20 protein-coding genes are annotated in these 23,598 nt (G+C 68.7%); 13 read left to right on the top strand and 7 right to left on the bottom strand.

Translation table 11 applies throughout. The features are described 5' to 3' along the window. Positions 1-3: 3 nt before the first annotated feature. Positions 4-930 carry an ABC transporter substrate-binding protein gene (locus M2282_RS25255; RefSeq protein ID WP_280811519.1) on the top strand — a complete coding sequence of 309 codons (927 nt, stop codon included), beginning with the start codon at positions 4-6 and terminating at the stop codon, positions 928-930. 17 nt (positions 931-947) lie between these two features. After that, on the top strand, positions 948-1,997 hold the full coding sequence (locus M2282_RS25250; protein WP_280811518.1) for an LLM class flavin-dependent oxidoreductase: 1,050 nt from the start codon (positions 948-950) through the stop codon (positions 1,995-1,997). Positions 1,998-2,103: 106 nt separating this feature from the next. Here the strand turns inward: M2282_RS25250 and M2282_RS25245 are convergent, their stop codons facing one another. The 3 genes from M2282_RS25245 to M2282_RS25235 form a co-directional block, all read right to left on the bottom strand. Beyond that, positions 2,104-2,349: a hypothetical protein gene (locus tag M2282_RS25245; RefSeq protein ID WP_280811517.1), complete on the bottom strand. Its 246-nt coding sequence runs from the start codon at positions 2,347-2,349 to the stop codon at positions 2,104-2,106. 100 nt (positions 2,350-2,449) lie between these two features. Then, positions 2,450-3,490, bottom strand: coding sequence for an Lnb N-terminal periplasmic domain-containing protein (locus tag M2282_RS25240; RefSeq protein WP_280811516.1), 1,041 nt, complete (start codon positions 3,488-3,490; stop codon positions 2,450-2,452). Positions 3,491-3,592: 102 nt separating this feature from the next. Then, the gene (locus M2282_RS25235; protein ID WP_280811515.1) at positions 3,593-6,292 is read right to left on the bottom strand and encodes a bifunctional acetate--CoA ligase family protein/GNAT family N-acetyltransferase; all 2,700 of its coding nucleotides are present in this window, start codon (positions 6,290-6,292) and stop codon (positions 3,593-3,595) included. 308 nt (positions 6,293-6,600) lie between these two features. Between M2282_RS25235 and M2282_RS25230 the strand changes: the two genes are divergently transcribed. Next, entirely contained in the window at positions 6,601-7,962 is a 1,362-nt protein-coding gene (locus M2282_RS25230) for a homoserine dehydrogenase (protein WP_280811514.1), read from the top strand. A gap of 10 nt (positions 7,963-7,972) precedes the next feature. Here M2282_RS25230 and M2282_RS25225 read toward each other — a convergent pair whose 3' ends face one another. After that, positions 7,973-9,157, bottom strand: a complete 1,185-nt coding sequence (locus tag M2282_RS25225) for an amylo-alpha-1,6-glucosidase (protein ID WP_280811513.1) — start codon at positions 9,155-9,157, stop codon at positions 7,973-7,975. A gap of 120 nt (positions 9,158-9,277) precedes the next feature. On the opposite strand from M2282_RS25225, the gene M2282_RS25220 reads away from it, so the two are divergent. Further along, complete coding sequence (locus M2282_RS25220) at positions 9,278-11,926, top strand: excinuclease ABC subunit UvrA (protein WP_280811512.1); 2,649 nt, start codon at positions 9,278-9,280, stop codon at positions 11,924-11,926. A 118-nt stretch (positions 11,927-12,044) separates the two neighbouring features. Further along, the gene (locus tag M2282_RS25215; protein ID WP_280811511.1) at positions 12,045-13,025 is read left to right on the top strand and encodes a ferritin-like domain-containing protein; all 981 of its coding nucleotides are present in this window, start codon (positions 12,045-12,047) and stop codon (positions 13,023-13,025) included. Positions 13,026-13,092: 67 nt separating this feature from the next. Here the strand turns inward: M2282_RS25215 and M2282_RS25210 are convergent, their stop codons facing one another. Both M2282_RS25210 and M2282_RS25205 read right to left on the bottom strand, forming a co-directional pair. Next, positions 13,093-14,373, bottom strand: a complete 1,281-nt coding sequence (locus M2282_RS25210) for a phospholipase D-like domain-containing protein (protein WP_280811510.1) — start codon at positions 14,371-14,373, stop codon at positions 13,093-13,095. Between the two features lie 28 nt (positions 14,374-14,401). Continuing rightward, positions 14,402-15,034 (bottom strand): response regulator transcription factor, encoded by a 633-nt coding sequence (locus M2282_RS25205; protein ID WP_280811509.1) that lies wholly within the window; start codon positions 15,032-15,034, stop codon positions 14,402-14,404. Between the two features lie 262 nt (positions 15,035-15,296). On the opposite strand from M2282_RS25205, the gene M2282_RS25200 reads away from it, so the two are divergent. Together M2282_RS25200 and M2282_RS25195 are read left to right on the top strand one after the other, a co-directional pair. After that, positions 15,297-15,566 carry a hypothetical protein gene (locus M2282_RS25200; RefSeq protein ID WP_280811508.1) on the top strand — a complete coding sequence of 90 codons (270 nt, stop codon included), beginning with the start codon at positions 15,297-15,299 and terminating at the stop codon, positions 15,564-15,566. A 32-nt stretch (positions 15,567-15,598) separates the two neighbouring features. Next, entirely contained in the window at positions 15,599-15,982 is a 384-nt protein-coding gene (locus M2282_RS25195) for a hypothetical protein (RefSeq protein WP_280811507.1), read from the top strand. Between the two features lie 18 nt (positions 15,983-16,000). Here M2282_RS25195 and M2282_RS25190 read toward each other — a convergent pair whose 3' ends face one another. After that, positions 16,001-16,231: a hypothetical protein gene (locus M2282_RS25190; protein WP_280811506.1), complete on the bottom strand. Its 231-nt coding sequence runs from the start codon at positions 16,229-16,231 to the stop codon at positions 16,001-16,003. Between the two features lie 66 nt (positions 16,232-16,297). Between M2282_RS25190 and M2282_RS25185 the strand changes: the two genes are divergently transcribed. The 6 genes from M2282_RS25185 (at position 16,298) to M2282_RS25160 (ending at position 23,408) form a co-directional block, all read left to right on the top strand. After that, positions 16,298-17,257, top strand: a complete 960-nt coding sequence (locus M2282_RS25185) for a DUF72 domain-containing protein (protein ID WP_280811505.1) — start codon at positions 16,298-16,300, stop codon at positions 17,255-17,257. A gap of 52 nt (positions 17,258-17,309) precedes the next feature. After that, on the top strand, positions 17,310-19,730 hold the full coding sequence (locus M2282_RS25180; RefSeq protein WP_280811504.1) for a catalase: 2,421 nt from the start codon (positions 17,310-17,312) through the stop codon (positions 19,728-19,730). 5 nt (positions 19,731-19,735) lie between these two features. After that, positions 19,736-21,070 (top strand): NRAMP family divalent metal transporter, encoded by a 1,335-nt coding sequence (locus M2282_RS25175; protein ID WP_280811503.1) that lies wholly within the window; start codon positions 19,736-19,738, stop codon positions 21,068-21,070. Between the two features lie 139 nt (positions 21,071-21,209). Next, the gene (locus M2282_RS25170; RefSeq protein ID WP_280811502.1) at positions 21,210-21,452 is read left to right on the top strand and encodes a hypothetical protein; all 243 of its coding nucleotides are present in this window, start codon (positions 21,210-21,212) and stop codon (positions 21,450-21,452) included. Between the two features lie 29 nt (positions 21,453-21,481). Then, the gene (locus M2282_RS25165) at positions 21,482-22,648 is read left to right on the top strand and encodes a DUF3182 family protein (protein WP_280811501.1); all 1,167 of its coding nucleotides are present in this window, start codon (positions 21,482-21,484) and stop codon (positions 22,646-22,648) included. After that, a complete protein-coding gene (locus M2282_RS25160; protein WP_280811500.1) occupies positions 22,632-23,408 on the top strand; it encodes an alpha/beta hydrolase family protein in 777 nt (258 codons plus the stop codon). The genes M2282_RS25165 and M2282_RS25160 overlap by 17 nt, the downstream gene beginning before the upstream one ends. Positions 23,409-23,598: the final 190 nt, after the last annotated feature.

The following is a 23,598-nucleotide window of genomic DNA, read 5'->3' as shown; positions in this document are numbered from 1 at the left end:
CGAATGTCTCTCAGAAGCAAAGCTCGCGCATTGGTCGCCTTCGGTCTGATCGCCATGACGACGGCACACGCGGCCGACAAGTTCGACTTCAGCCCCGAACAGAAGGGCCGCCTGCACACGAGCAAGGACGCCGAGGCGGTCGCCGCCATTCCACCGGGCTTCAAGTTCGTGAAAGAGGGCGTGCTGACCATCGCGATCTCGCCGTTCGCACCGCCCATTTCCACCTACGCCACCGATGCAAAAACCGTCGTCGGCTTCGACCCCGACTTCGCCCATCTCATCGCCGAATCGCTGGGCTTGAAGCTCGAACTGCAGCCCGTTGCATGGGCCGACTGGCCACTGGGACTGGCCTCGGGCAAGTACGACGCGGTGATCTCCAATGTGGGCGTGACCGAGCAGCGCAAGGAAAAGTTCGACTTCTCCACCTACCGCCTCGGCCTGCACGGCTTCTACGTGCGCACCGACAGCGCCATCAAGTCCATCAAGGAGCCGAAGGACGTGGCGGGCCTGAAGCTCACGACCGGCGCCGGCACCAACCAGGAGCGCATCCTGCTCGAATGGGACCGGCAGAACGTGGCCGCGGGCCTGAAGCCGATCGCGATCCAGTACTTCGACGACGACGTGACCCGTTGGCTGGCAGTGACCACGAAACGCGTCGATGCCAACTTCAATCCCAACGCGCCGCAGGCCTACGAGGCGGCGAAGAACGGGCAACTGCGTTTGGTCGGCACGGTGAATGCCGGTTGGCCGCTGAAGTCCGACGTGGCGATTGCCACGCGCAAGGGCAGCGGCCTGGCCACGGCGCTGAGCGTTGCGGCCAACCATCTCATCCGCACCGGCACCTACGGCAAGGCGCTCGCGCGCTGGAGCCTCACGGAAGAGGCGCTGCCCAGGTCCGAGATCAATCCACCCGGCCTGCCCAAGTTCTGAAGAAGGAGGGCAACACCGTGGCCATCCATCACATCGGTTTTCTCACGCCAGGCAACTACGCCGAGGCGAATCCGCTGGCCGGCCTTGAAGCGGCGCTGGCGCTCTTCGAGTTCGGCGAGCGGCGCGGCTTCGACAGCGCCTGGGTGCGGCAGCGGCACCTGGAGCGCGGCGTGTCCTCGGCCACGACCATCCTGGCGGCCGCGACGCAGCGCACGCGCCGCATCGAGCTGGGCGCCGCGGTGATCCAGATGGGCTACGAGAACCCGTTCCGCCTCGCCGAAGACCTGGCCACCGTCGACGTGCTCTCGCGCGGCCGGCTTCAGGTCGGCCTGAGCGCGGGCGTGCCGCCGCACGGCGCGCTGCTGGGCAGCCGCTTCTACGATGCGGCGCCGAACACTATCGACTTCACGCACAAGCGCGTGGCGCGCCTCAGGGCCAACCTCGAAGACGTGCTGATCGGCGACGACGACACCTTCGTCGAGTCGGCCGGCGGGCGCGTGCGTCCGCGCGTGCAGCCCTATGCGCCGGGGCTCATCGACCGGCTCTGGTACGGCGGGGGTTCGCTGCGCTCAGCCGAGTGGGCGGGACGCAACGGATTCAACCTGCTCTTGGGCAACGTGCTGTCGGGCGAGCACACGGACGATTTCCTGCAGGCGCAGTCGGCCCTCATCGAACGCTATCGCGCGAGCGAGGCCGGGCCGCGCGCGGGCAGGGTGGCGCTGGGCCGCGTGATAGTGCCGCTCGATGGCGCCGATGCGGCCACGCGAAGGCGCTACCGCGAGTTCGCGGCGGGGCGGGTCGAGCGCACGCTCACGCCGCAGGGCGAGCGGCGCACGCTCTTCGCGACGGATCTGGTGGGCACCTCCGACGAGATCCTGGAGCGGCTTCGCAAGGACCCGGTGCTGCCGCAGGTGAGCGAGCTGCGCGTGGAGCTGCCCTACAACTTCGCGAGCGAAGAGTACGAACAGATCCTGGACGACCTCGCGCGCCGCATCGCGCCGGCGCTGGGATGGCATGCGCCCGTTGCGGCAGCGGCAGCGCCCGAAGAAGCATTAGAGGCGGGGTAGAGAGCGGACCGGATGAGTTCGAGGTGAGTCGGAGTCGGGTTGCTTCCCAATTCGACGGACGACTTTTGACGAGCCTTCGGGCTCGTTTTTTTTGGCCACGCCAGGCTCAATCGCGATCGATGAAGACGCCCGCGCACAGCGCGATGCCGACGACGTAGAGCAGCCAAGTCCACGGAACCGCGTAGGGATAGAACATCAGCGCCACGCCGAGCCACTTGCTTCGCTTGCGGCCGGAGCGCTTGCCGTACCTGTACGCCGCGATGCCCGCAAGGCCGAACAGCACGGCGCCGAAGATGTAGGCCGGGCTCGGCAGCGTGATGCCGAGCGACTGCAATGCTTGCAAGTTGTCCATGGGGCGCAATTAACGCACGCCGGAATCAGGTTTGCGGCGCGCGCAACGGGCCGATCGCATCGCTCACCTGCGGCCAGCAGCGCGAGGGCGCGCGAAAGCTTCATGGCCTGGCTCCGGCATCGACCGCCATTTCGACGCCCGGCAATTCGTGCCGGATGGCTTGCGAGAATTTTTCGTTGCCGGGGTTGCTGTCGAACGCACGCGCACGCTCGGTGATGCGTCCGGCCGATCGCAGTTCTTCCATGCCAAGGCGCGGCGTCAGCGCGCCGACGTCGTGCAGGTACTCGGGCAGGTAGCCCGAGGCCAGCAGTCGCCAGTCCATCGGAAGCCCCGGCACCACATGCCTGGCAAGCGCGTAGACGATGGTCGTGCAGTTGGCGGTGATCGTGTTGTAGAAGCTCGGCGCGCGCACCAGCGCAGCGCCTTCGCCGAGGTAGCCGACGAACAGCGAGCGCATCTCGGACTGCGGCAGCCGCACGCGGTACATGTAGACGTCTTCACCGCGCACATTGGTGCGCACCCGCAATATGTCGTGCTCGTCGGCTGCGACAAGGCTCATCTCGAACTGCCTGAAGAAGCCGCCGATGGACGAGAAGCTCTCGCCGCGCTCCTTGCGGATCTCGATGGAGAAGGTGACGAATTGGCCGTCGTCGAAGCCGAAGGACACGAGCGTGTGGGCGATGGCCGGGCCGCTCCAGTAGGAGAGCGCCACGTCGACCGAGCGAAGGCGGTCCAGGTCGTAGCGGCGCGTTTCCCAGCGCGGCGTGTAATCGGTGTCGCTGCGCCATTCGAAGTTGCGCACGTTGTCCATCGTCACCATGTTCCCGTCGACGCGAGCAACGAGTTGCCGCGCCACGTCGTCGGCCCAGACGCGATCCTGCGAAGGCTGGATCGTGCCCCACCAGGCCAGCACCATGGCGAAGCCCAAGGCATACGAAAGCAGGGCGCGTGCGGACCGGCCGCGCCACAGCAGCACCATCGCCGCGAGGCCGAAGCCGGCCCAGAGCACGCCCGCCGCGATCTTGAGGGCCGGCGCGGCCGGCAACTGGTACCAAAGGGCGGCGCACGCCCATGCAGCCGAGAGCAGCACCGCCAGCGAGGCCAGGAGGCGGCCCGAGAAACACAGGAGCGTTCGGATCATGGAGAGGGCACGGGACGGCAAAGGGCGCCAAGCATAGGCCTGCCCCAGACCGGTCCGGACCCACGGCCAGGGCCCTGGATCGTCCCCCGACAGCACCCCGGCCTACAACTGGTAGGTCACCAGCTTGAAATCCGGATCCTCGGGAAACGACTTCACGCTGAAGCCCAGTCGCCGCACCAGCTTCAGCATGTCGGGGTTGTTCGCAAGCACGAGCCCGTCGACTTCCGCGAGGCCCCGGTCGCGCGCCACGTCGATGATGCTTTCGAGCAGGCGCGAGCCGATGCCCTTGCCGCTGAACTCGTCGGCCACCACCAGCGAGAACTCGCAGCTGGTCTGGTCGGGGTTGGTGACGTAGCGCGACACGCCCACGATGCGCTCGCTGTCGAGAATGGTGCCGTCGGGCGCATTGCTGCGCTCCATCACCACGGCCACCAGCGCCATCTCGCGGTCGTAGTCGATCAGCGTGAAGCGCGACAGCATCGAAGGCGGCAGCTCGTGGAAGCGCGAGACGAAACGGAACCAGCGGCTCTCGGGCGACAGGCCCTGCACCAGCGCCTGCAGCATCTGCGCATCGTTCGGATGCACCGGCCGCACGGTGTAGATGTCGCCGCCCGTGCCGGGCAGCGGCCATTCGCGCCGGTAGCGCGCGGGGTACGGCATGATGGCCAGGTGCTGGTAGCCGCTGCCCACATGGCCCGCCACCGCCTGCGGGCTGCTGTCCACCACGATGCGCGCATCGACCGACACCGCGCCGTGCTCATCCACGATGATGGGATTGATGTCCATCTCGCGCAGCTCGGGCAACTCGCACACCATCTCCGACACGCGCAGCAGCACGTCTTCGAGCGCTTCCATGTTCACCGGATGGGCACCGCGCCATTCGCCCAGCGTTTCGGCCACGCGCGAGCGCTCGATGAGCCGGTGCGCGAGGAACTGGTTGAGCGGCGGCAGCTCCATCGCGCGGTCGTTCATGAGCTCGATCATGGTGCCGCCCGCGCCGAAGACGATGACCGGGCCGAAGGGCTCGTCGGTCACCAGTCCGACGTAGATCTCGCGGCCGCGCCGCGCCTTCACCATCTTCTGCACGGTCACGCCGTTGATGCGCGCCTCGGGCGCGAGGCGTGCCACGCGCTCCATCATCTCGACGTAGGTGTCGCGCGCGCCGGTGCCGTTGAGCACATTGAGCGCCACGCCCTCGACCTCGGACTTGTGGCTGATGTCGGGCGAATCGATCTTCAGCGCCACCGGAAAGCCCAGCTGCGTCGCGATCATCATGGCCTCGTTGGCGCTGCGTGCGAGCAGCGTGCGGGTGATCGGGATGTGGAAGCACGACAGCAGCGACTTCGACTCCATCTCCGTGAGCACCTTGCGCCGCTCGGCGAGCACGCTTTCGATGATGAGGCGGGCGCCTTCGATGTCGGGCTTGGCGAGCGCCGAGAGCGGCGGCGGCGTCTGCTGCAGCAACTGCTGGTTCTGATAGAAGGCCGCGATGTTGCCGAACGCGCCCACGGCCGCCTCGGGCGTGCGAAAGCTCGGAATCGTCGCCTCGGCCAGCACATTGCGCGCATTGCCCACCGACGAGTCGCCCATCCAGCAGGCGAGCAGCGGCTTGTTCATCGGGCGCGGAATGTCGGCCAGGGCGTGGGCCGTGGCGGCGGCATCCGATCCCGCCTTGGGAGAGAAGATGGCCAGCACGCCATCGATCTGGCTGTCGGCCGACGCGGCGTCGATTGCGGCCCGGTAGTGCGCCGGGGTGGCGTCTTCGGAAAGATCGATCAGGTCCGTCAGCGTCGCAAGCGGCGGCAGCGCGGGATGCAGCAGCTTCTGCGCGGGCGTGGAAAGCTTGCCGAGATCCAAGCCGATCTCGTTGATCCAGTCGGCCGCTAGCACACCGGGCCCGCCGCCGTTTGTGACCACCGCGAGCCGCTTGCCCACCGGGCGGTAGCGCGAGGCCAGGCACTTGGCAGCCGAGAACAGTTCGACGAAGGAGCGCACCCGCACTGCGCCCGCGCGGCGCAGGGCGGCATCGAACACGTCGTCGCTGCCCACGATGGCGGCGCTGTGCGTCTGCGCGGCCGCGTTGCCGGCGGGCTTGCGGCCGGCCTTGAGCACCACCACCGGCTTGGCATGTGAAGCCGAACGCAGCGCGCTCATGAAACGGCGCGCGTCCGAGATGCCTTCGAGGTACACGATGATGCTGTGCGTGGCCTGGTCGTTGGCAAGGAAGTCGAGCACCTGCGGAATGTCGACCGAGGTGTGCGGACCGAGCGACACCACGCTGGAAAACCCCACGCCGTTCTGCCGCGCCCAGTCGAGCATCGAGGCGGTGAGCGCGCCCGATTGCGACACCAGCGCGAGCGGCCCGGCCTTCGCCAAGGGCCCTGCGACGCTGGCATTCAGATGCAGCAGCGGGCGCTGGAAGCCCAGCGAATTCGGCCCGAGCAGGTGCACGCCTTCGCGGCGCGCGATCTTGCGCCACTGGGCCGCCTGTTCGGCGGCGATGCCGCTGGAGATGACCACCGCCGCGCTGCAGCCGATGCGGCCGGCGATCTCCAGGGCGGCGGCCACGTCCTGCGGCGCGAGCGCGATGAGGGCGAGGTCGGCATGCGTCTGCGCGAGTTCCTCGAGCGTGCCCTTGGTGCGCACGTCCAGGAAACGCAGCGTGCCGTCGAAGCGGTCGGCGCGGAAGGCCTCGCGCAGCACGCGGCCCGAGGCGGTCTGGCCGCCGGGGTCGCTGGCGTTGCCGACGAAGGCCACGGCGGAGGCGGGTGCGAAGAGCGGGGTCAGGAAGTGCTTGTCCATGCGCCAAGTTTGCACCTATCGCCGGGGCCTGTGCCAGTGGCCGCATGGCTCCTGTACACTCCGGCCTCCATGTCGTGCCTCCCACTCCACACCGCATCCGCCGCCGCCCGCATGGGCCGGATGATGCCGCCTGCTCTCCCGCAGGCAATGGGTGCACGAATGATTACCTCCATTACCACCGCGGCCACCTGAGCACGCGCAGGTGGCCGTTCCGGCAGCCACCTGGTGAATCGCTCTTCTCCCCGAACGAATGAAACCCAGCTCTGGCAGCTGGGTTTTTTGTTTGTTTGTTCGTTCGGAGAAGCCTCATGTACCGCGATCCAGTCCTGTCCCTTCAGCCCCTTCACGGTGTTCCCGTGGCCATGCGCCCGCTGCGCGTGGGCATGATCGGCATCGGCACCGTGGGCTCGGGCACCTTCCGCGTGCTGGCCCGCAACCAGGCCGAGATTGTGGGCCGGGCAGGCCGCGGTATCGAGGTGGTGATGGTCGCGGCGCGCAACCTGCCGCGGGCGGCCGGCATCGTGGGCGACCGCGTTGCGCTGACCGATGACCCGATGCACGTCGCCACGCACCCCGATGTCGATGTGCTGGTGGAAGTGGCCGGCGGCACCGGCCCGGCGCGCGACTGGGTGCTGGCGGCCATCGCACACGGCAAGCACGTGGTCACGGCCAACAAGGCGCTGCTGGCGGAGCACGGTGCCGAGATCTTCGCCGCCGCCCGCCAACACGGCGTGGCCGTGGCGTACGAAGGCGCGGTGGCGGTCAGCATTCCCATCATCAAGGCCCTGCGCGAAGGGCTGGTGGCCAACCGCATCGAATGGGTGGCGGGCATCATCAACGGCACCACCAACTTCATCCTGAGCAAGATGCGCGACGAAGGCCTGGACTTCGCCGCCGCGCTGGCGGAGGCGCAGGCCCTGGGCTACGCCGAGGCCGACCCGGCCTTCGACATCGAGGGCATAGACGCCGCGCACAAGCTGACGCTGCTCGCCGCCAACGCGTTCGGCACGCCGGTGCGCTTTGCCGATGTGCAGGTGGAGGGCATCACCGCGCTGCAAGGCGTGGACGTCGCCTGCGCCGAACAGCTGGGCTATCGCATCAAGCTGCTGGGCATCGCGCGCCGGCGTGAAGAGGGCGTCGAACTGCGCGTGCAGCCCGCGCTGGTGCCCGCCGCGCATCTGATGGCGCATGTGAACGGGTCGATGAACGCGGTCATGGTCAAGGGCGACGCCTCGGGCGTGACGATGTATTACGGCGCGGGCGCCGGGTCGGAGCAGACGGCATCGGCCGTGATCGCCGACCTCGTCGACGTGACTCGGCTCGACGGCACCCAGGCCGCGCAACGCGTGCCGCACCTGGGCTTTCACGCGCATGCGATGAACGAACTGCCGGCGCTTCCGCGCGCCGCGGTGTGCACCGCGCACTACCTGCGAGTGCCTGTGCATGCGGCGAGCCAGGTCGAAGCGGTTGCGGCCTTGCTGGCGGCGCAGCGGCTGCCGGTGCGGCAGCTGGTGCTGGCAGCGGAGCGGCCGGAAGCGGGACCGCAGGTGCTGGTGCTGACGGGCCCGGCGACGCAAGGCGCGATCGACCTGGCCGTGCACGCGCTGCAGGCGAACCCGGCGGTGGCCGGTGCGGTGACGACGCTGCGGGTGGAAGCGCTCGCGAGCTGAGCCTTGGGCGCTACCAGGCGTCCGCGCGGCCCTCGAGGGCGCGACGGGCGAGCAGGAAAGTCGCCGCATTCCAGCTCTGGCCGGCCATGCCCATCGGCGCCAGCGTGCGGCCGTGGAACCACTCGGTGAAGCGCCAGTCGCCGAGTGCGTTCACCTGCGCGAGCCGCGCGAGCTCGGCCCGGGCGAGTTCGTCCTGTCCCGCCCTGGCCAGCGCCATCACCCAGAAGCCGCCCACGAAAGGCCAGATGCCGCCGTTGTGGTACTGGTGCACATCGTTCTGCTGGTGGCGCCCCATGTAGGGCCGCCACAGTTCGTGCTGGCGCGACAGCGGATGCAGGACGACCCGCACCGGATACGGATCGGCCGCATGCGACCTGGCGATGGTGTCGACGATGCGGCCGGCCATCTCGGGTTCGGTCAGGCCGGCCTGTATCGCCAGCACGTTGCCGAATACGTCGCCCTCGTTGCCGACGAACGCGAAGTTGACGAAGCTCAGGTACAGCGCCGGATCGCGCCGCCCGCGCCGCGCGTAGTGCCGCAGCAGCCGCGCCCGGTGGTATTCGGGCAGGTCGCGCTGGAACGGATTGAACATGTGGTTGAAGTGGTGTCGCGTTTCCTCGGCATGGTCCAGCGCGAAGCGGCGCTTGACGTCGTACCAGAGCGCATTGCTGTACAGCACGTAGCCCGAGCGCGGCATGATGTCGGCCCAGTCGCTCGCCTCGTTCTGCTGCAGCAGCCGGAAGTGCTGGTGCTCCTGCGCGAGCAGCCAGCCGATCGCGCGGGCCACGCCGTCTTCCCAGCGGGTCGGGCCCACGCCGCCATGCCGGCGCACATGGTCCACCGCGATCAGCCACCACAGCGTCGCGTCGATGCAGCCCAGGTACCAGAAGTCCGCATCCTGGCCCTCGGGGTCGACGTACTTGGGGATCTGCCCGTTGGCCGCCTGCTGCGCCGCGAGGGCATCGAGGCTCGCGACGGCCCCTTGCTCCAGCGCGGGCACGCCGCTGCCGCACATGGCCATCACGCAGATCGCGGCGTCGCGCCCGAAGATGCGCGTGTAGCGCCGCGCCACGGCCGCCTCGGTGCGGCTCGCGGCCAGGATGCCGTGCGGCGTGAGGTTGCTTTCCAGGAGCGCGAGCGAGGCCTGCGAGCAGGCGTCGATCAGCGCGAGCGAATCGGCGTCGGGGGTCGTCATGGCATGGATCGTATGGGATGCCGCGCGCAGGAGTCCGACGTCCGGGGTGGCCCGGTTCTCACAGCGTGGGCTCGTCGTAATCTGCAGGCTCCCCGCGTGTACGCACAGAAAGAAGAAACCATGGCGCGCAAAGCTGCCCGCAAACCCACCAGCAAGCCCACCAGCAAGCCCACCAGCACTTCCGCCCACGACATCGACCACTTCGTGCGCGTTCGCGGCGCACGCGAACACAACCTTCGCAACGTCGATGTCGACATCCCGCGCGACGCACTGGTGGTGTTCAGTGGCATCTCCGGCTCAGGGAAGTCGTCGCTGGCCTTCGGCACGCTGTATGCCGAGGCGCAGCGGCGCTATTTCGAATCGGTCGCGCCGTATGCGCGCCGGCTGATCGACCAGGTGGGCGTGCCTGCGGTCGATGCCATCGACGGCCTGCCGCCCGCCGTGGCCCTGCAGCAGCAGCGCGGCACGCCGAGCACGCGCTCGTCGGTGGGCAGCGTCACCACGCTGTCGAGCCTGCTGCGCATGCTCTATTCGCGGGCCGGCGACTATCCGCCGCGCCAGCCGATGCTCTATGCGGAAGACTTTTCTCCCAACACGCCGCAGGGCGCATGCCCGACATGCCATGGCCTCGGCCGCATCTTCGAGGTGACCGAGCGCTCCATGGTGCCGGACGACACGCTCAGCATCCGCGAGCGCGCCGTCGCCTCGTGGCCGCCTGCATGGCACGGCCAGAACCTGCGCGACATCCTCGTCACCATGGGCATCGACGTCGACAAACCCTGGCGCGACCTGCCGAAGAAGACGCGCGACTGGATCCTCTTCACCGAAGAGCAGCCCACGGTTCCCGTGTACGCCGGCTTCACGCCCGCCGAAACGCGCGCGGCGGTGCGCAGCAAGATGGAGCCGAGCTACCAGGGCACCTTCATCGGCGCGCGCAAGTACGTGCTGCACACCTTCGCGACCACGCAGAGCGCGCTCATGAAGAACCGCGTCGCGCGCTTCATGGTGGGCGGCGACTGCCCGGCCTGCAAGGGCAAGCGGCTCAAGCCCGAGGCCTTGTCGGTGCGCTTTGCGGGGCACGACATCGGCGAGATCTCGCGCATGCCGCTGGCGCAGTTCGCGCAGGTGCTGCGGCCGGTGGCGGCGGGGGAGGCGCCGGCGTCATCGGGCGGCGGCAGCACACGCAGCGCCTTGCGCGAAAAAGGCGGCGCGCACGCGGCGGCGCCCGACGTGCGCCGCACGCCCAATCAATCGGCCGAGAAGCGCATCGCCGCGCAGCGCATTGCGCACGACCTGCTGGAGCGCGTCACGGTGCTGAACGACCTGGGCCTGGGCTATCTCTCGCTCGACCGCAGCACGCCGACGTTGTCGCCGGGCGAGCTCCAGCGCCTGCGGCTCGCGACGCAGATCCGCTCGAACCTCTTTGGCGTCGTCTACGTGCTCGACGAGCCCTCGGCGGGGCTGCATCCGGCGGACGGCGAGGCGCTGGTCGTGGCGCTCGACACGCTCAAGCGCTCGGGCAATTCGCTGTTCGTGGTGGAACACGACCTGGACCTGATGCGGCGCGCCGACTGGCTGGTGGACGTGGGGCCCGATGCGGGCGAGAAGGGCGGCCTGGTTCTCTACAGCGGCCCGCCAGAGGGACTGCGCCACGTGAAGGCGTCGCACACCGCGCGGTATCTGTTTGCACCGCACACGGCATCTTCGCGGCCCGTTCGCGCACCGGCCGCATGGCTGAAGCTGGAAGACGTGACGCGGAACAACCTGCAAGGCCTCTCGGTGGCGTTTCCGCTCGGGGTGATGACAGCGGTGACCGGTGTCTCCGGCTCGGGCAAATCCACCCTGGTGAGCCAGGCGCTGGTCGAGCTGGTGGCCGCGCACCTGGGCCACGAGGCGCCGCCGCCCGACGACGAGCCCGACGCGGAGCCCAGTCTCGCGGGCCGCACCGGCGGGCACATCGCCGGTGGCATGGACCGCATCCGCCGGCTGGTGCGCGTGGACCAGAAGCCCATCGGCCGCACACCGCGCTCCAACCTGGCCACCTACACGGGCCTTTTCGACCATGTGCGCAAGCTGTTCGCCGACACCAAGGCGGCCCGCGCGCGCCGCTTCGATGCCGGCCGGTTCTCGTTCAACGTGGCGAAGGGCCGGTGCCCGACCTGCGAGGGCGAGGGCTTCGTGAGCGTCGAGCTGCTGTTCATGCCCAGCGTGTATGCGCCGTGCCCCACCTGCCACGGATCGCGCTTCAACGAGCAGACGCTGAAGGTCACGCTGCGCGACCGCACCATCGCCGACGTGCTGGCCATGACGGTGGAGGAGGCGCATGCCTTCTTCGCGGACGATCGCGCCATCGAGCGGCCGTTGCGGCTGCTCGCGGCCATCGGCCTGGGTTACCTGCGGCTGGGGCAGCCGGCCACCGAGCTGTCGGGCGGGGAGGCGCAGCGCATCAAGCTGGCGACCGAGCTGCAGCGCTCGCAGCGCGGCGATGCGCTGTATGTGCTGGACGAGCCGACCACCGGGCTGCATCCGTCCGACGTGGACAAGCTGATGGCGCAGCTGGGCGGCCTGGTCGATGCCGGCAACACCGTGATCGTCGTCGAGCACGAGATGCGGCTGGTCTCCGCCTGCGACTGGGTGATCGACATGGGGCCGGGCGCGGGCGAGGAGGGCGGGCGCATCGTGGCGAGCGGCACGCCGCAGGCCGTGGCGAAGGCCGCGGGGAGCCGGACCGCGCCCTACCTGGCGCGCTGGACAGAGGCGGGAAACTGACCCGCGCCAAGCCCGACTGCGCCTACATGCAGCCGCGCCGAAGCCCCACGGCCGTGCGTTTCCGGGCCCCCAGGATGAAGTCTGTCGATTCAATTTCCACCCTTTTCAAGGAGCCCTCATGGCAAGAGACCAGAACCCCCTTCATCCTGACGATCTCAATCGCGATCCCATCTCCGGCGCGCCCGGCGCCCATCCCGTAGGCACCGGCGTGGGTGCCACCGGTGGCGCCGTGGCAGGTGCGGCCGTCGGTGCCGTTGGCGGCCCCGTGGGCGCGGCGGCTGGCCTGGTCGCCGGCGCGGTGATCGGCGGGCTCGGCGGCAAGGCCGTGGCCGAGCGCGTGAACCCGACCGCCGAGCGCAGCTACTGGGAAACCGCCTACGAGCGCGAGCCCTATTACGAGACCGGCCGCACCTACGACGACTATGGGCCGGCCTACGAGCTGGGCTGGTCGAGCCGCAATGCCGCGGTCGACGAATTCGCCTCGGTCGAGCCTTCGCTCGCCCGCGAATGGGAAGCGCGCCGCGGCACCTCGTCGCTGGATTGGGAGCGCGCCCGCCCGGCCTCGCATGCCGCATGGGAGCGCGCCGACCGCCTGTATTTCCGCGAGGAAGACACGGCCATTCCGGAAGGTGAGCCGCTGTCGAACGAAGAAGTCGTGGATGTGCTGAACGACCTGCTCGAAAACACCCGCGACGGCGAATACGGCTTCCGCACCTGCGCCGAAGAGGTGGAAGCTGGTCGGCTGAAGGAGGTTTTCGCCTCGCGCGCTGCGCAGTGCCAGGCGGCCGCGAGCCAGCTGGTGGAACTCGTCCTCACCTACGGCGGCAAGCCTGCGGAAGGCGGCACCACCACCGGTGCGATGCATCGTGGCTGGGTGCACGTGAAGGGTGCCCTGGGTGCGAACAGCGAACTGTCGATCCTCGAGGAATGCGAGCGCGGTGAAGACGCGGCCGTGGCGCGCTATCGCAAGGCCCTGAAGCAGTCGCTGCCCGCGGGCGTGCGCCAGATCCTGCAGACGCAGGCGCAAGGCGCGCAACGCAACCATGACCAGATCCGCGACCTGCGCAATGCCGCACGCGAGGCCAAGGCACGCAGCTGACCTGCAAAGGCCGCGAGGCTCGACTCGCAAAGAAAACCGCGGCCTTCGGGCCGTGGTTTTTTTCGTTTCAGAGTTGAACCGAGAGCACCGAAGCCAGGTGCTCCATCGCCTTCTCGTGCAAGGGGCGGTTCTTCCAGTCTTCGAATGTGATGCGTTTCGACTGTGCGAGATCGGCTTCGAACTGCACCGTCTCCGCGGCCGCGAACGCCTCGTCGTAGATATTGAGGTTGGCTTCGTCATTCAGCCGGAACGAGCGGTTGTCGAAATTCGTCGAGCCCACCGACACCAAGAGCCCGTCGACCATGAACACCTTGCAGTGGAACATCGTCGGCTGGTATTCGCTGATTTCCGCACCGGCCTCGAGCAACGGGCCCCAGCTGGCGCGCGATGCGCCGCGCACCGTCTGCGAATCGATGATCGGGCCCGGCGTGATGATGCGCAGCCGCACGCCGCGCCGCATGGCCGCCACCAGCGCTCCCACGGTCAGGTCGTCGGGCACGAAATACGCGCTCGAGAGGTCGATGGTTTTCGTGGCCGCGGCAATCGACAGCAAATACATCAGGTGCATGCTCTCGCTGCCGCCCGAGGGCGAGCTGCTGAACACCTGCGCGCGGCCGTCGCCCACGGCCGGAAGGTGGGGAAAGTAGCGCTCGCCGTGCAGCACCTCGCCCGACACCTTGATCCAGTTGTCCATGAACACCGCCTGCATCTGCGCCACCGCCGGCCCTTCGACCTTGTAGTGCGAGTCGCGCCAGTGCTGCGGGTCCTGTGCATGGCCGGTCCATTCGGGGGCGATGCCGACGCCGCCGGTGAAGCCGATGCGCCCGTCCACCACCAGGAGCTTCCGGTGCGTACGGTTGTTCATGCGGCCGATGTCGTACCAGCTGGGCTTGTGGAAGCGCCGGATCCGCACGCCGGCCGATTCCATCTCCTTGACGAAGTCGTCGTCCACCTTGGCACTGCCTACCCAGTCGAGCAGCACGTGCACCGGCACGCCGGCCCGCGCACGCTCGGACAGCGCATCGGCAAAGGCCCGGCCGATGTCGCCGGACCAGTAGATGTAGGTCTCGAAGGTGATGCTTTGCTTCGCGCCCCGGATCGCCTCGAGCATCGAGGGGAAGATGCGGTCGCCGTTGTAGAGCGCCTCGAAGCGGTTGCCGCCGGCAATCGGCGGGCCGAGCATCACGCCCAGCACGCGCTGGTATTGCGCGTCGTGCAGCGAATATTCGCGGCGGATCTGCTCGTCGAGCTTCTTCTCGCTGCCGCCGAGATTGACCACCAGCAGCGTGGCCGCGACGGTCAGCAGGAATGTCCAGACGACCGCCTTGAGCGTCCTGCCGTGCCTCACGTCCAACCGCCCTGGAGACGCCGCGCGCTCAATCGATCAGCTGCGTCTTGATCGCGTAGTAGGTGAGGTCGCTGTTCGTGGAGAGATTCATCTTCTCCATGAGCCGGGTGCGGTACGTGCTGATCGTCTTCACCGAGAGCGAGAGCGCCTCGCCGATGCTGCCCACCGATTCGCCCTTGGCCAGCTTCAGGAACACCTGGAACTCGCGCTCCGACAGATGCTTGTGCGGCGGCTCGCTGTCCTTGCGCTCCAGCTGGCCCGCAAGCAGCTCGGCCACCGAGGCGGAGATGTAGCGGCGCCCCAGCGCCACGGTGCGGATCGCGTTGGCGATTTCCTCCGGCGCGCATTCCTTGTTCAGGTAGCCCGATGCGCCCTGGCGGATCAGGTTGACCGCGTAGTGCTCCTCCGGATAGCCGCTCAGGATGAGCACGCCCAGCTGCGGCGCCTTGGCACGAACCATGGCGAGTGCGTCGATGCCGCTCTGGCCGGGCATGGACAGGTCCATGACCAGCACGTCCATGTCGGTGGTGCGGACCATGTCGATGGCTTCGCGGCCGCTGGCGGCTTCGCCGACGACCCGGAAATCCACGAAGGTGGAGAAGAAAGCCTTGAGGCCTGAGCGAACGACCGCGTGGTCGTCGACGATGCCGATCTTGATCATGATGGGGCTGCTCCTTGAGGCGTAGTGAGCCGCACCACTGGCGGCAGCGCGAACAATGCCACAGCGCGCAGCGATTCCGGGGCGGCGCATGCATGTCGCGCCCTTGTCCTGCACGGCCACGCTCCACCGTCCGCCACGAACATGCGCGCTTGCGGCGATCGGTGGCGTTGCACCTACAGGGCATGTCCCGCCGTTCCGACACAGGCAGCACGGCGCACGCAAAAACATGGGCCTTCTTTTCCCATTCTTCGAAGGAAAAACCATGGCAACCACCACCCCCTCGGGCATGGACCCGATCGGCCCCCACGACGACAACCCGCCAACGCGCGGCAAGCTCGAACGCGGCGGCACCTCCGGCAACGCGCCGCTGGATTTCGACGACGACGAGATCTATTCGGGCCGCGGCAAGAAGCGCGACGGCGGCACCACGCACGCCGCAGGCGGCGACAGCGGAAAGCTCGGGCCCCCGGCCGAACAGCTCTCGGACTCCAACGCACCGAGCGATCCTTCCGACGGAAAGGGCCGACCGTGACAGATCGTCGAACTTCCCAAGGAGAGATTCCGATGACGAAACCCGCATCCTTTGCGTCCCGCGTGTTCCTTTGGTCCTTCTTCGCGGCCGGCCTGGTCGCGGCGGCTGCGGCGCCGCAGGTGCATGCGCAGCCCAGCGGCAATCCGAAGGGCTCGGCCGCGCCCAGCATGCAGGGGAATTCCGAGAAGAAGCCCGCCAATCCCGCAAGGACCGTGGACACCGGCCGCTCCGAGCCGCTGGACGAATCGAAGGGGCCGACCGAGATGCGCGGGCGCACGCAGCGCCCTGGCGGCGGCTCCGCCACCGGCGGGCTGACCCGGCGCAATCCGCAGGAGCAGTCTCAGTCGCAGGCACAGCCGAGCGTGCCCACGACGGCCCCGCCGCCGGGCGATGCGAATGCCAGGCCCGGCAGGTAAGCCGGCAGCGGTGGCCGCTCAGGAATTGCCGAGAACGATCGCGCCGGACGCGATGAAGCGATCGAACTCGATCTTCGGGATGGCCGCCGTGAGTGGCTGGCCTTCCTCGGTCCAGGTGAGCACCGCGCTGTCGCCTTCCACGATGATCTGGCATTCGCCTTCGCGAATCTCCAGCAACGGGCCGTCGCCGGCGCGGAACTCGACGGGCGCGACGATGCGCGCGCTGATCTGTGTGGGGTTGGATGACATGGCGCCGATGTTTGCCGCGGCCGGGCGGCGCGCGCGTGGGACGGCGCCGCATGCGAGGCGAGGGCAATGACCTCAAGCCGGAGCAACGCGGCCAGGGCAGGGCGCACTTTGCGCATCGGCATTTCGGGTTGGCGCTATGCGCCGTGGCGCGGGCGCTTCTATCCCGCCGGCCTCGCGCAGCGCCGCGAGCTCGAATTCGCCTCGCGGATGCTGCCGACCATCGAGATCAACGGCTCCTTCTATTCCCTGCAACGGCCCGAGTCGTACCGGCACTGGCACGACGAGACGCCCGAGGACTTCGTGTTCGCCGTGAAGGGCTCGCGCTACATCACGCACATGCTCCAGCTCAAGGACGTGCGGCAGGCGCTCGCCAATTTCTTCGCATCGGGCGTGCTCGCGCTGGGGCACAAGATGGGGCCGGTGCTCTGGCAGCTGCCGCCGCGCATGCGCTACGACCCCGAGCGGCTGGATGCCTTTTTCTCGCTGCTGCCGCGCGACGCGCGCTCGGTGGGCGCCCTTGCACGCGCGCACGACGAGCGGCTGGAAGGCCGCGCCTTGGTAAAGGCGGCGCGCGGGCTGCGCATTCGCCACGCGCTGGAGGCGCGCCACAGCAGCTTCATCGATCCGGAGTTCATCGCCTTGCTGCGCCGGCACGAGGTGGCGCTTGTGGTGGCCGACACCGCCGGGCGCTGGCCGCTGCTCGAAGACCTGACCGCCGATTTTGTCTACCTGCGCCTGCATGGCGACAAGGAGCTGTATGCCAGCGGCTACGGCGATGCCGCGCTCGATCGCTGGGCCGCGCGCATCGAGGCCTGGCGCCGCGGCCGGCAGCCTTCCGACGCGAAACTGGCTTCGCCCGATCCGGCGCGGCGCGGCGCGCGCGACGTGTTCTGCTACTTCGACAACGACAGCAAGGTGCATGCGCCCTACGACGCGGCCAACCTCGCCGCGCGGCTGGGCGTGGCCACCGGCATGGGCGAAGGCGGCGATACGCGCTTTGCTGCAGCGTCCTACAAGAACACCTGAATTGCCGCACTAGGTTGGAGGCTTCTTCCAACCCAACCGGACGACAAAAGACATGGCCAAACCACCCCGAGCGGGCACGGCACCTTCTGCCGCGCTCGACGCCGCCCGCTCCGCGGCACGCAACACCGACAGCGGCCCCGCCCACCCGGCGCCGCCTGCGGCAGGCAAAGGAGACATTCCCGCGCAGAAGGCGATCGACACACAGGCCCTCGCCGCGGCGATGCCCGCCAACACCAACAAGCCGCTGGAGCACACGCCGGTGGCCCCGGTCGGGCTGAGCGCCAAGCCTGCCTCGCGACTGCCTACCGGCAGCACGCCCTCGGAATCGAATGTCTCCGACAAGACCGGCTCGGTCGCGCCCGAAGGCACGAATGCCACCATCGGCACGCTGGACCGGGTGCGCGTGGATTCGGGCGGCCAGCGGCTGACCACCAACCAGGGCGTGCCCATTGCCGACAACCAGAACTCGCTGAAGGCAGGCGCGCGCGGCCCGGTGCTGCTCGAAGACTTCATCCTGCGCGAGAAGATCACGCACTTCGACCATGAGCGCATTCCCGAGCGCATCGTCCACGCGCGGGGTTCCGGCGCACACGGCTTCTTCGAGTGCTACGAGCCGCTCACCGAATACACCCGGGCCGCGCCGTTCCGCGAAGCCGGCAAGGTGACGCCGGTGTTCGTGCGCTTCTCGACGGTGGCGGGCGAGCGCGGCTCCAAGGACACGGCGCGCGACGTGCGCGGCTTCGCGGTGAAGTTCTATACCGACGAGGGCAACTGGGACCTGGTCGGCAACAACATGCCGGTGTTCTTCATCCAGGACGCGATGCAGTTCCCCGACCTCGTGCATGCCGTGAAGCCCGAGCCGCACCATGCGATGCCGCAGGCCGCGTCGGCGCACGACACCTTCTGGGACTTCGTCTCGCTCATGCCCGAATCCACCCACATGCTGATGTGGCAGATGAGCGACCGCGCCATTCCGCGCAGCTACCGGATGATGCAGGGCTTCGGCGTGCACACCTTCCGGCTGGTGAACGAGGAGGGCGAATCGGTGCTGGTCAAGTTCCACTGGCAGCCGAAACTGGGCACGCATTCGCTGGTGTGGGACGAGGCGGTGAAGATCTCCGGCGCCGACCCCGACTACCACCGCCGCGATCTCTGGGAAGCCATCGACGCGGGCGAGTACCCCGAGTGGGAGCTGGGCCTGCAGATATTCACGGAAGAGCAGGCCGAGCAGTTCAGCTTCGACATCCTCGACGCCACCAAGATCGTGCCCGAGGAGCTGGTGCCGGTTCGCATCGTCGGGCGCATGGTGCTGAACCGCAATCCCGACAACTTCTTCGCCGAGACCGAGCAGGTCGCGTTCTGCACGGCGCACGTGGTGCCGGGCATCGACTTCACCAACGATCCGCTGCTGGCCGGGCGCATCCACTCCTACGTCGATACGCAGATCACGCGCCTGGGCGGGCCGAATTTCCACGAGCTGCCGATCAACGCGCCCATTGCGCCGGTGCACAACAACCAGCGCGACGGCATGCACCGCCAGGCGATCCATCGCGGGCGCGCGGCCTACGAACCCAATTCGCTCGGTGGCGGCTGCCCATTCCAGGCCGGCGCGGCGCAAGGTTTCACGAGCGTCGCGCGGCGGCTCGATGCCAGGGAAAGCAGCGACAAGGTGCGCGTCAAGCCCGAGAAATTCGCCGACCACTACACGCAGGCCACGCTCTTCTACGAGAGCCAGACGCCCGCGGAGCAGGCGCACATCGCCGCCGCTTTTCGCTTCGAGCTGTCGAAGGTGACGGTGCCGGCCGTGCGGCAGCGCGTGGTGGCAAGCCTGCTGAACGCATCACCGGATCTCGCGGCCAAGGTGGCGCAAGGACTGGGCATGGAACTGCCCGCACCGCTGCCCAGGGCGCTGGAAACGCCGGCCGCGCCCGAGGTCGACCAATCGCCCGCGCTCTCGCTGATGGCCCGTCCGGGCGACGGCGGCATCCGCACGCGCAAGATCGCGATCCTCGTGGCCGACGGGGTGGAGGGCGCGTCCATCAGCAAGCTGGTCACGGCGCTGGTACAGGCAGGCGCGGTCCCGCGGCTGGTCGGCCCGCGCCTGGGCACCTACACCGCGGCGGGCGGCGAGAAGCTCGAGGCCGACGCCAGCATGGAGAACAGCCCCGGTTTCCTCTTCGATGCGCTGGTGCTGCCCGACGGCCTCGCCGCCGTGGAGGCGCTTGCCGCCGACGGCCACTCGATGGAATTCGTGAAGGACCAGTACCGCCACTGCAAGACGATCCTCGCACTCGGCGCGTCGCAGGCGTTGCTGACCGAGGCCGGCATTCCGATGAGCCTGCCCGACGGTTCGGATGACCCGGGCCTGATCCTCGCGGACGCGGCGCATGCCGACACCGCCGCGACCGACTTCATCGCCGCGGTGGGCATGCATCGCCATCCGGCGCGCGACACCGATCCGCCGCGGGTGTAGGCGCCGTGGAAAACCCGCCGGCGGTGAGAGGTGTCGAGGGCCTGGGCCCGCCCGCCGAGGCGCAATCGGCGGCGCCGCCCGAAGACAGGCAGAGCTTCTGGCGCAAGCTCGGCCCGGGCCTGATCACTGGCGCGGCCGACGACGACCCCAGCGGCATCGCCACGTACACCCAGGCTGGCGCCAAGTTCGGCTACGGGCTGGGCTGGACGCTGCTGGTGACCTACCCGCTGATGGTCGGCATCCAGCTCGCGAGCGCACGCATAGGGCGGACCACCGGGCGCGGGCTGACCTCGGCCTTCGCCACGCTCTGGCCGCGGCCGGTGGTGGCGGCTGCGGTGATGCTGCTGCTGGTCGCCAACATCGTCAATCTTGCGGCCGACCTGGGCGCGATGGCGGAGGTCACGCGGCTGGCGATCGGCGGGCCGGAGGCGCTGTACGCGCTGGGCTTCGGCGCGGTCTCGCTCGGGCTGCAGGCCTGGCTGCCTTATCGGCGCTACGTGCGCATCCTGAAGTGGCTGACGCTTTCGCTGCTTGCCTATGTCGGCGTGGCCATGGTCGCGCACGTGGACTGGAAGGCGGCGCTTTCGGGCGCGCTGCTCCCGCGCGTGACCTGGAATGCCGAGACAGTGAAGATGGTTGTCGCGATCCTCGGGACGACCATCAGCCCGTATCTTTTTTTCTGGCAGGCCGCGCAGGAAGTCGAGGAGATCGAGCGCGTCGACAAGGACCAGCCGCTCAACAAGGCGCCGCGCCAGGCGCCCGCGCAACTGCGGAGGCTGCGCTTCGACACCTGGCTGGGCATGGGCTTTTCCAACGCCATCGCGTTCTTCATGATCGTGGCCGCGGCCGCCACGCTGCATGCGGGCGGCCAGACGGATGTCGAATCGACCGCGCAGGCGGCCGAGGCGCTGCGGCCGGTCGCGGGCGACGCGGCCTTCATGCTGTTCGCACTCGGCATCCTGGGCACGGGGCTGCTGGCCCTGCCGGTGCTCGCCGGCTCCGCCGCGTACGCGTGCGCCGAATTCCTGAAGGTGCGCCGGGGCTTGGAGAAACCCGTCGGCGCAGCACCGGCGTTCTACGCGATCCTGGCCGCGGCCATGGTGTGCGCCATGGGCATCAGCATGATCGGCATCGACCCCATGAAAGCACTGGTGTGGGCGGCGGTGATCAATTCGCTCATGTCGGTGCCCATCATGGTCGGTGTGATGCTCGCGGCCGGAAGCCGCAGGCTCATGGGCGACCTGCGGTTGCCGCTGCGGTGGCGCGTGTTGGGCTGGGCGGCGACGGCCGCGATGGCGGTGGCGTCGGTCGCATTCGTCGTGACAAGCTTCGCTGCGTAGCTGTGCCGCCGGGGCCGCCGCGCGGGACTGTTCCCACGCGCAGGCGCAGCGCCTTCCGACCGCGCGCATCACGAACCGGACCACCATGGTCGAGCACCTTCCTCTTTCGAGGAAGGGCCCACATTGCCAGGAGGGCACCATGACCACGGAACAGAAAGAGCAGAAGCCATTTCCCTTTCCCACGTCGGAGAACCACGGCAAGCCGGCTGAACACGAAAAGCCCGTGGAGCAGCCTGCCAGCGAGGAGGCGCTGGACAGCGGGGTGGAAGAGTCCTTTCCCGCGAGCGACCCCGTGTCCGTCACCGTCACCAAGGTGAAGCTGCCTTCGGCGGAAAAAGGCAAGGACGAGGGCAAGAAAGAGGGCGAGCCGCATCGGCGTTGACCGGCGCGGCACCACCGACCCTTACCGCCATGAAAACGGCCCTTCGTTCCCGGCCCGCCGCATCGACGGCGCCTCCGCAGCCGCCGCCCGGGCGCAGCCTGGTGACGTGGAACCTCGACCCGCAGGCCTACTGCAGCGCGCATGAGCACGCCACCCGCGCCAATTTCGCGCGGCGGCTCGCGACACTCACGGGTTGCGCCTACGCCGGCGACTACGACGCGCAGCAGCCTTACGCCGCGGCGCCGTACTTCGTGCCCAGCAACACGGTGACCGACGCCGGTCTCGCGCAGGCCATGGGCATCGCCAGCGTGCACGACCTGTTCGGCGGGGTGGTTCCGCATGCGTTCATCGCCACCAAGGCCATCACCCATCCGGTGGCCGGCCCCGATGCGCCGCGGCCGGCGGGATGGTGCCCGCGCTTCGCCACCGAGATCGCCGGTTCGGCGCTCGAGGGCTTCTCGTGCTTTTCGCGCGACGAGGCGCGCAGCGCGGGACGGACGATGCTCGGCGCGGGGGTGGTGCGCATCAAGCCGGTGACCGCGACCGGTGGCCGAGGCCAGGTGGTCGCGCGCGACGCCGATGCGCTCGACCGCTGCATCGATGCGATGGACGAATCCGACATCGCCAGCCACGGCCTCGTGCTCGAAGAAAACCTGGAGCGCCCCGTCACCTACAGCGTCGGGCAGGTCATCGTGGAGCGCATGCTCGTGAGCTACTACGGCCAGCAGCGGCTGACGCGCGACAACGCGGGCGAAGAGGTCTACGGCGGCTCCGACCTCACGCTGGTGCGCGGTGACTTCGAGGCGCTGCTTGCCAGTTCCGGCCTCGCGCCGCCGCTGCGCCAGGCCATCGACCAGGCGCGGCGCTACCACCGCGCGGTGATCGACTGCTACCCGGGCTTCTTCGCCTCGCGCACGAACTACGATGTGGCGCAAGGTACCGGCCGCGGCGGCGCATGGCGCTCGGGCGTGCTGGAGCAGTCGTGGCGGGTGGGCGGTGCCACCGGTGCCGAAATCGCCGCGCTCGAATCGTTCCAGGCGGACCCCGCGCGCGACCGCGTCCGCGCCTCGACCTTCGAGGTGTACGGCCCCGCGCCGGTGCCCGCGGAGGCCATCGTTTCTTACCAGGGCGTCGACCCGCAGGTCGGGCCGCTCGCCAAATACACCTTGCTCAGCACCCATGCCGACTCGCCATAGCGCCATCGATATTCCCGTGGACGGGCAGCACATCGAAGGGACCCTTTTCGCCGCCTCGACGATGATGCCCGGCGTGCTTCTGGTGCACGGCTGGGACGGCAGCCAGGAGCAATACCTGAAGCGGGCGCAGGAGATCGCGGCGCTGGGTTGCGTCTGCCTGACCTTCGACCTGCGCGGCCATGCCCGGCATGCCGCGCAGCGGATGGATGTGACGCGCGAGGACAACCTGCGCGACGTGCTCGCCGCCTACGATGCGCTGGTCGGCCATCCGACGGTCGATCCGGCGTCCATCGCCATCGTCGGCAGCAGCTACGGCGGCTATCTGGCGGCGCTGGTGACCGCGATGCGGCCGGTGCGATGGCTGGCGCTGCGCGCGCCGGCGCTCTACCGCGACCGCGAGTGGGACACCCCCAAGGGCAAGCTCAGCCGCAGCGACCTCGTCGCCTACCGCCGCTCGCTGGTCGGGCCCAAGGACAACCGCGCGCTCGCCGCCTGCGCGGCCTTCGCCGGCGACGTGCTGATCGTCGAGTCGGAAGACGACCAGACGGTGCCGCACCCGGTGCTCGAGAACTACCTGGCCGCATTCAAGCGCGTGCGCTCGGTCACCTACCGCGTGCTGTCGGGCGCGGACCATGCGCTTTCCAAGCTGGAGTCGCGCCAGGCCTACGGCACGCTGCTGGTGTCGTGGATCACCGAGATGACGCTGGGCGCGAAGGCCAACGCGACGATCACGAAGCCGGTGTCCAAAAGCCCAGCGTAGCGAAGCCGCACGTCTGTAGGCCGGGTCCTACGAGAACATGCGCGCAATTCCATCGGCGGCCGGGCGGCTGCGCATGCTCAATCCCTGCGCCACACAGACAGCAACCATCTTGAATGACTAACTCAAACTATCCCTGCGAGCTCATTGCTCCAAGGCGACTTGGTGCGAGCGATGGCGTTCAGGATGATCA

The sequence above is a fragment of the Variovorax boronicumulans genome (assembly GCF_029892485.1).
Taxonomy (GTDB): domain Bacteria; phylum Pseudomonadota; class Gammaproteobacteria; order Burkholderiales; family Burkholderiaceae_C; genus Variovorax; species Variovorax boronicumulans_B.
Note: the sequence above shows the minus strand (reverse complement) of the source record. Positions and strands in the feature narration are given on the sequence as shown.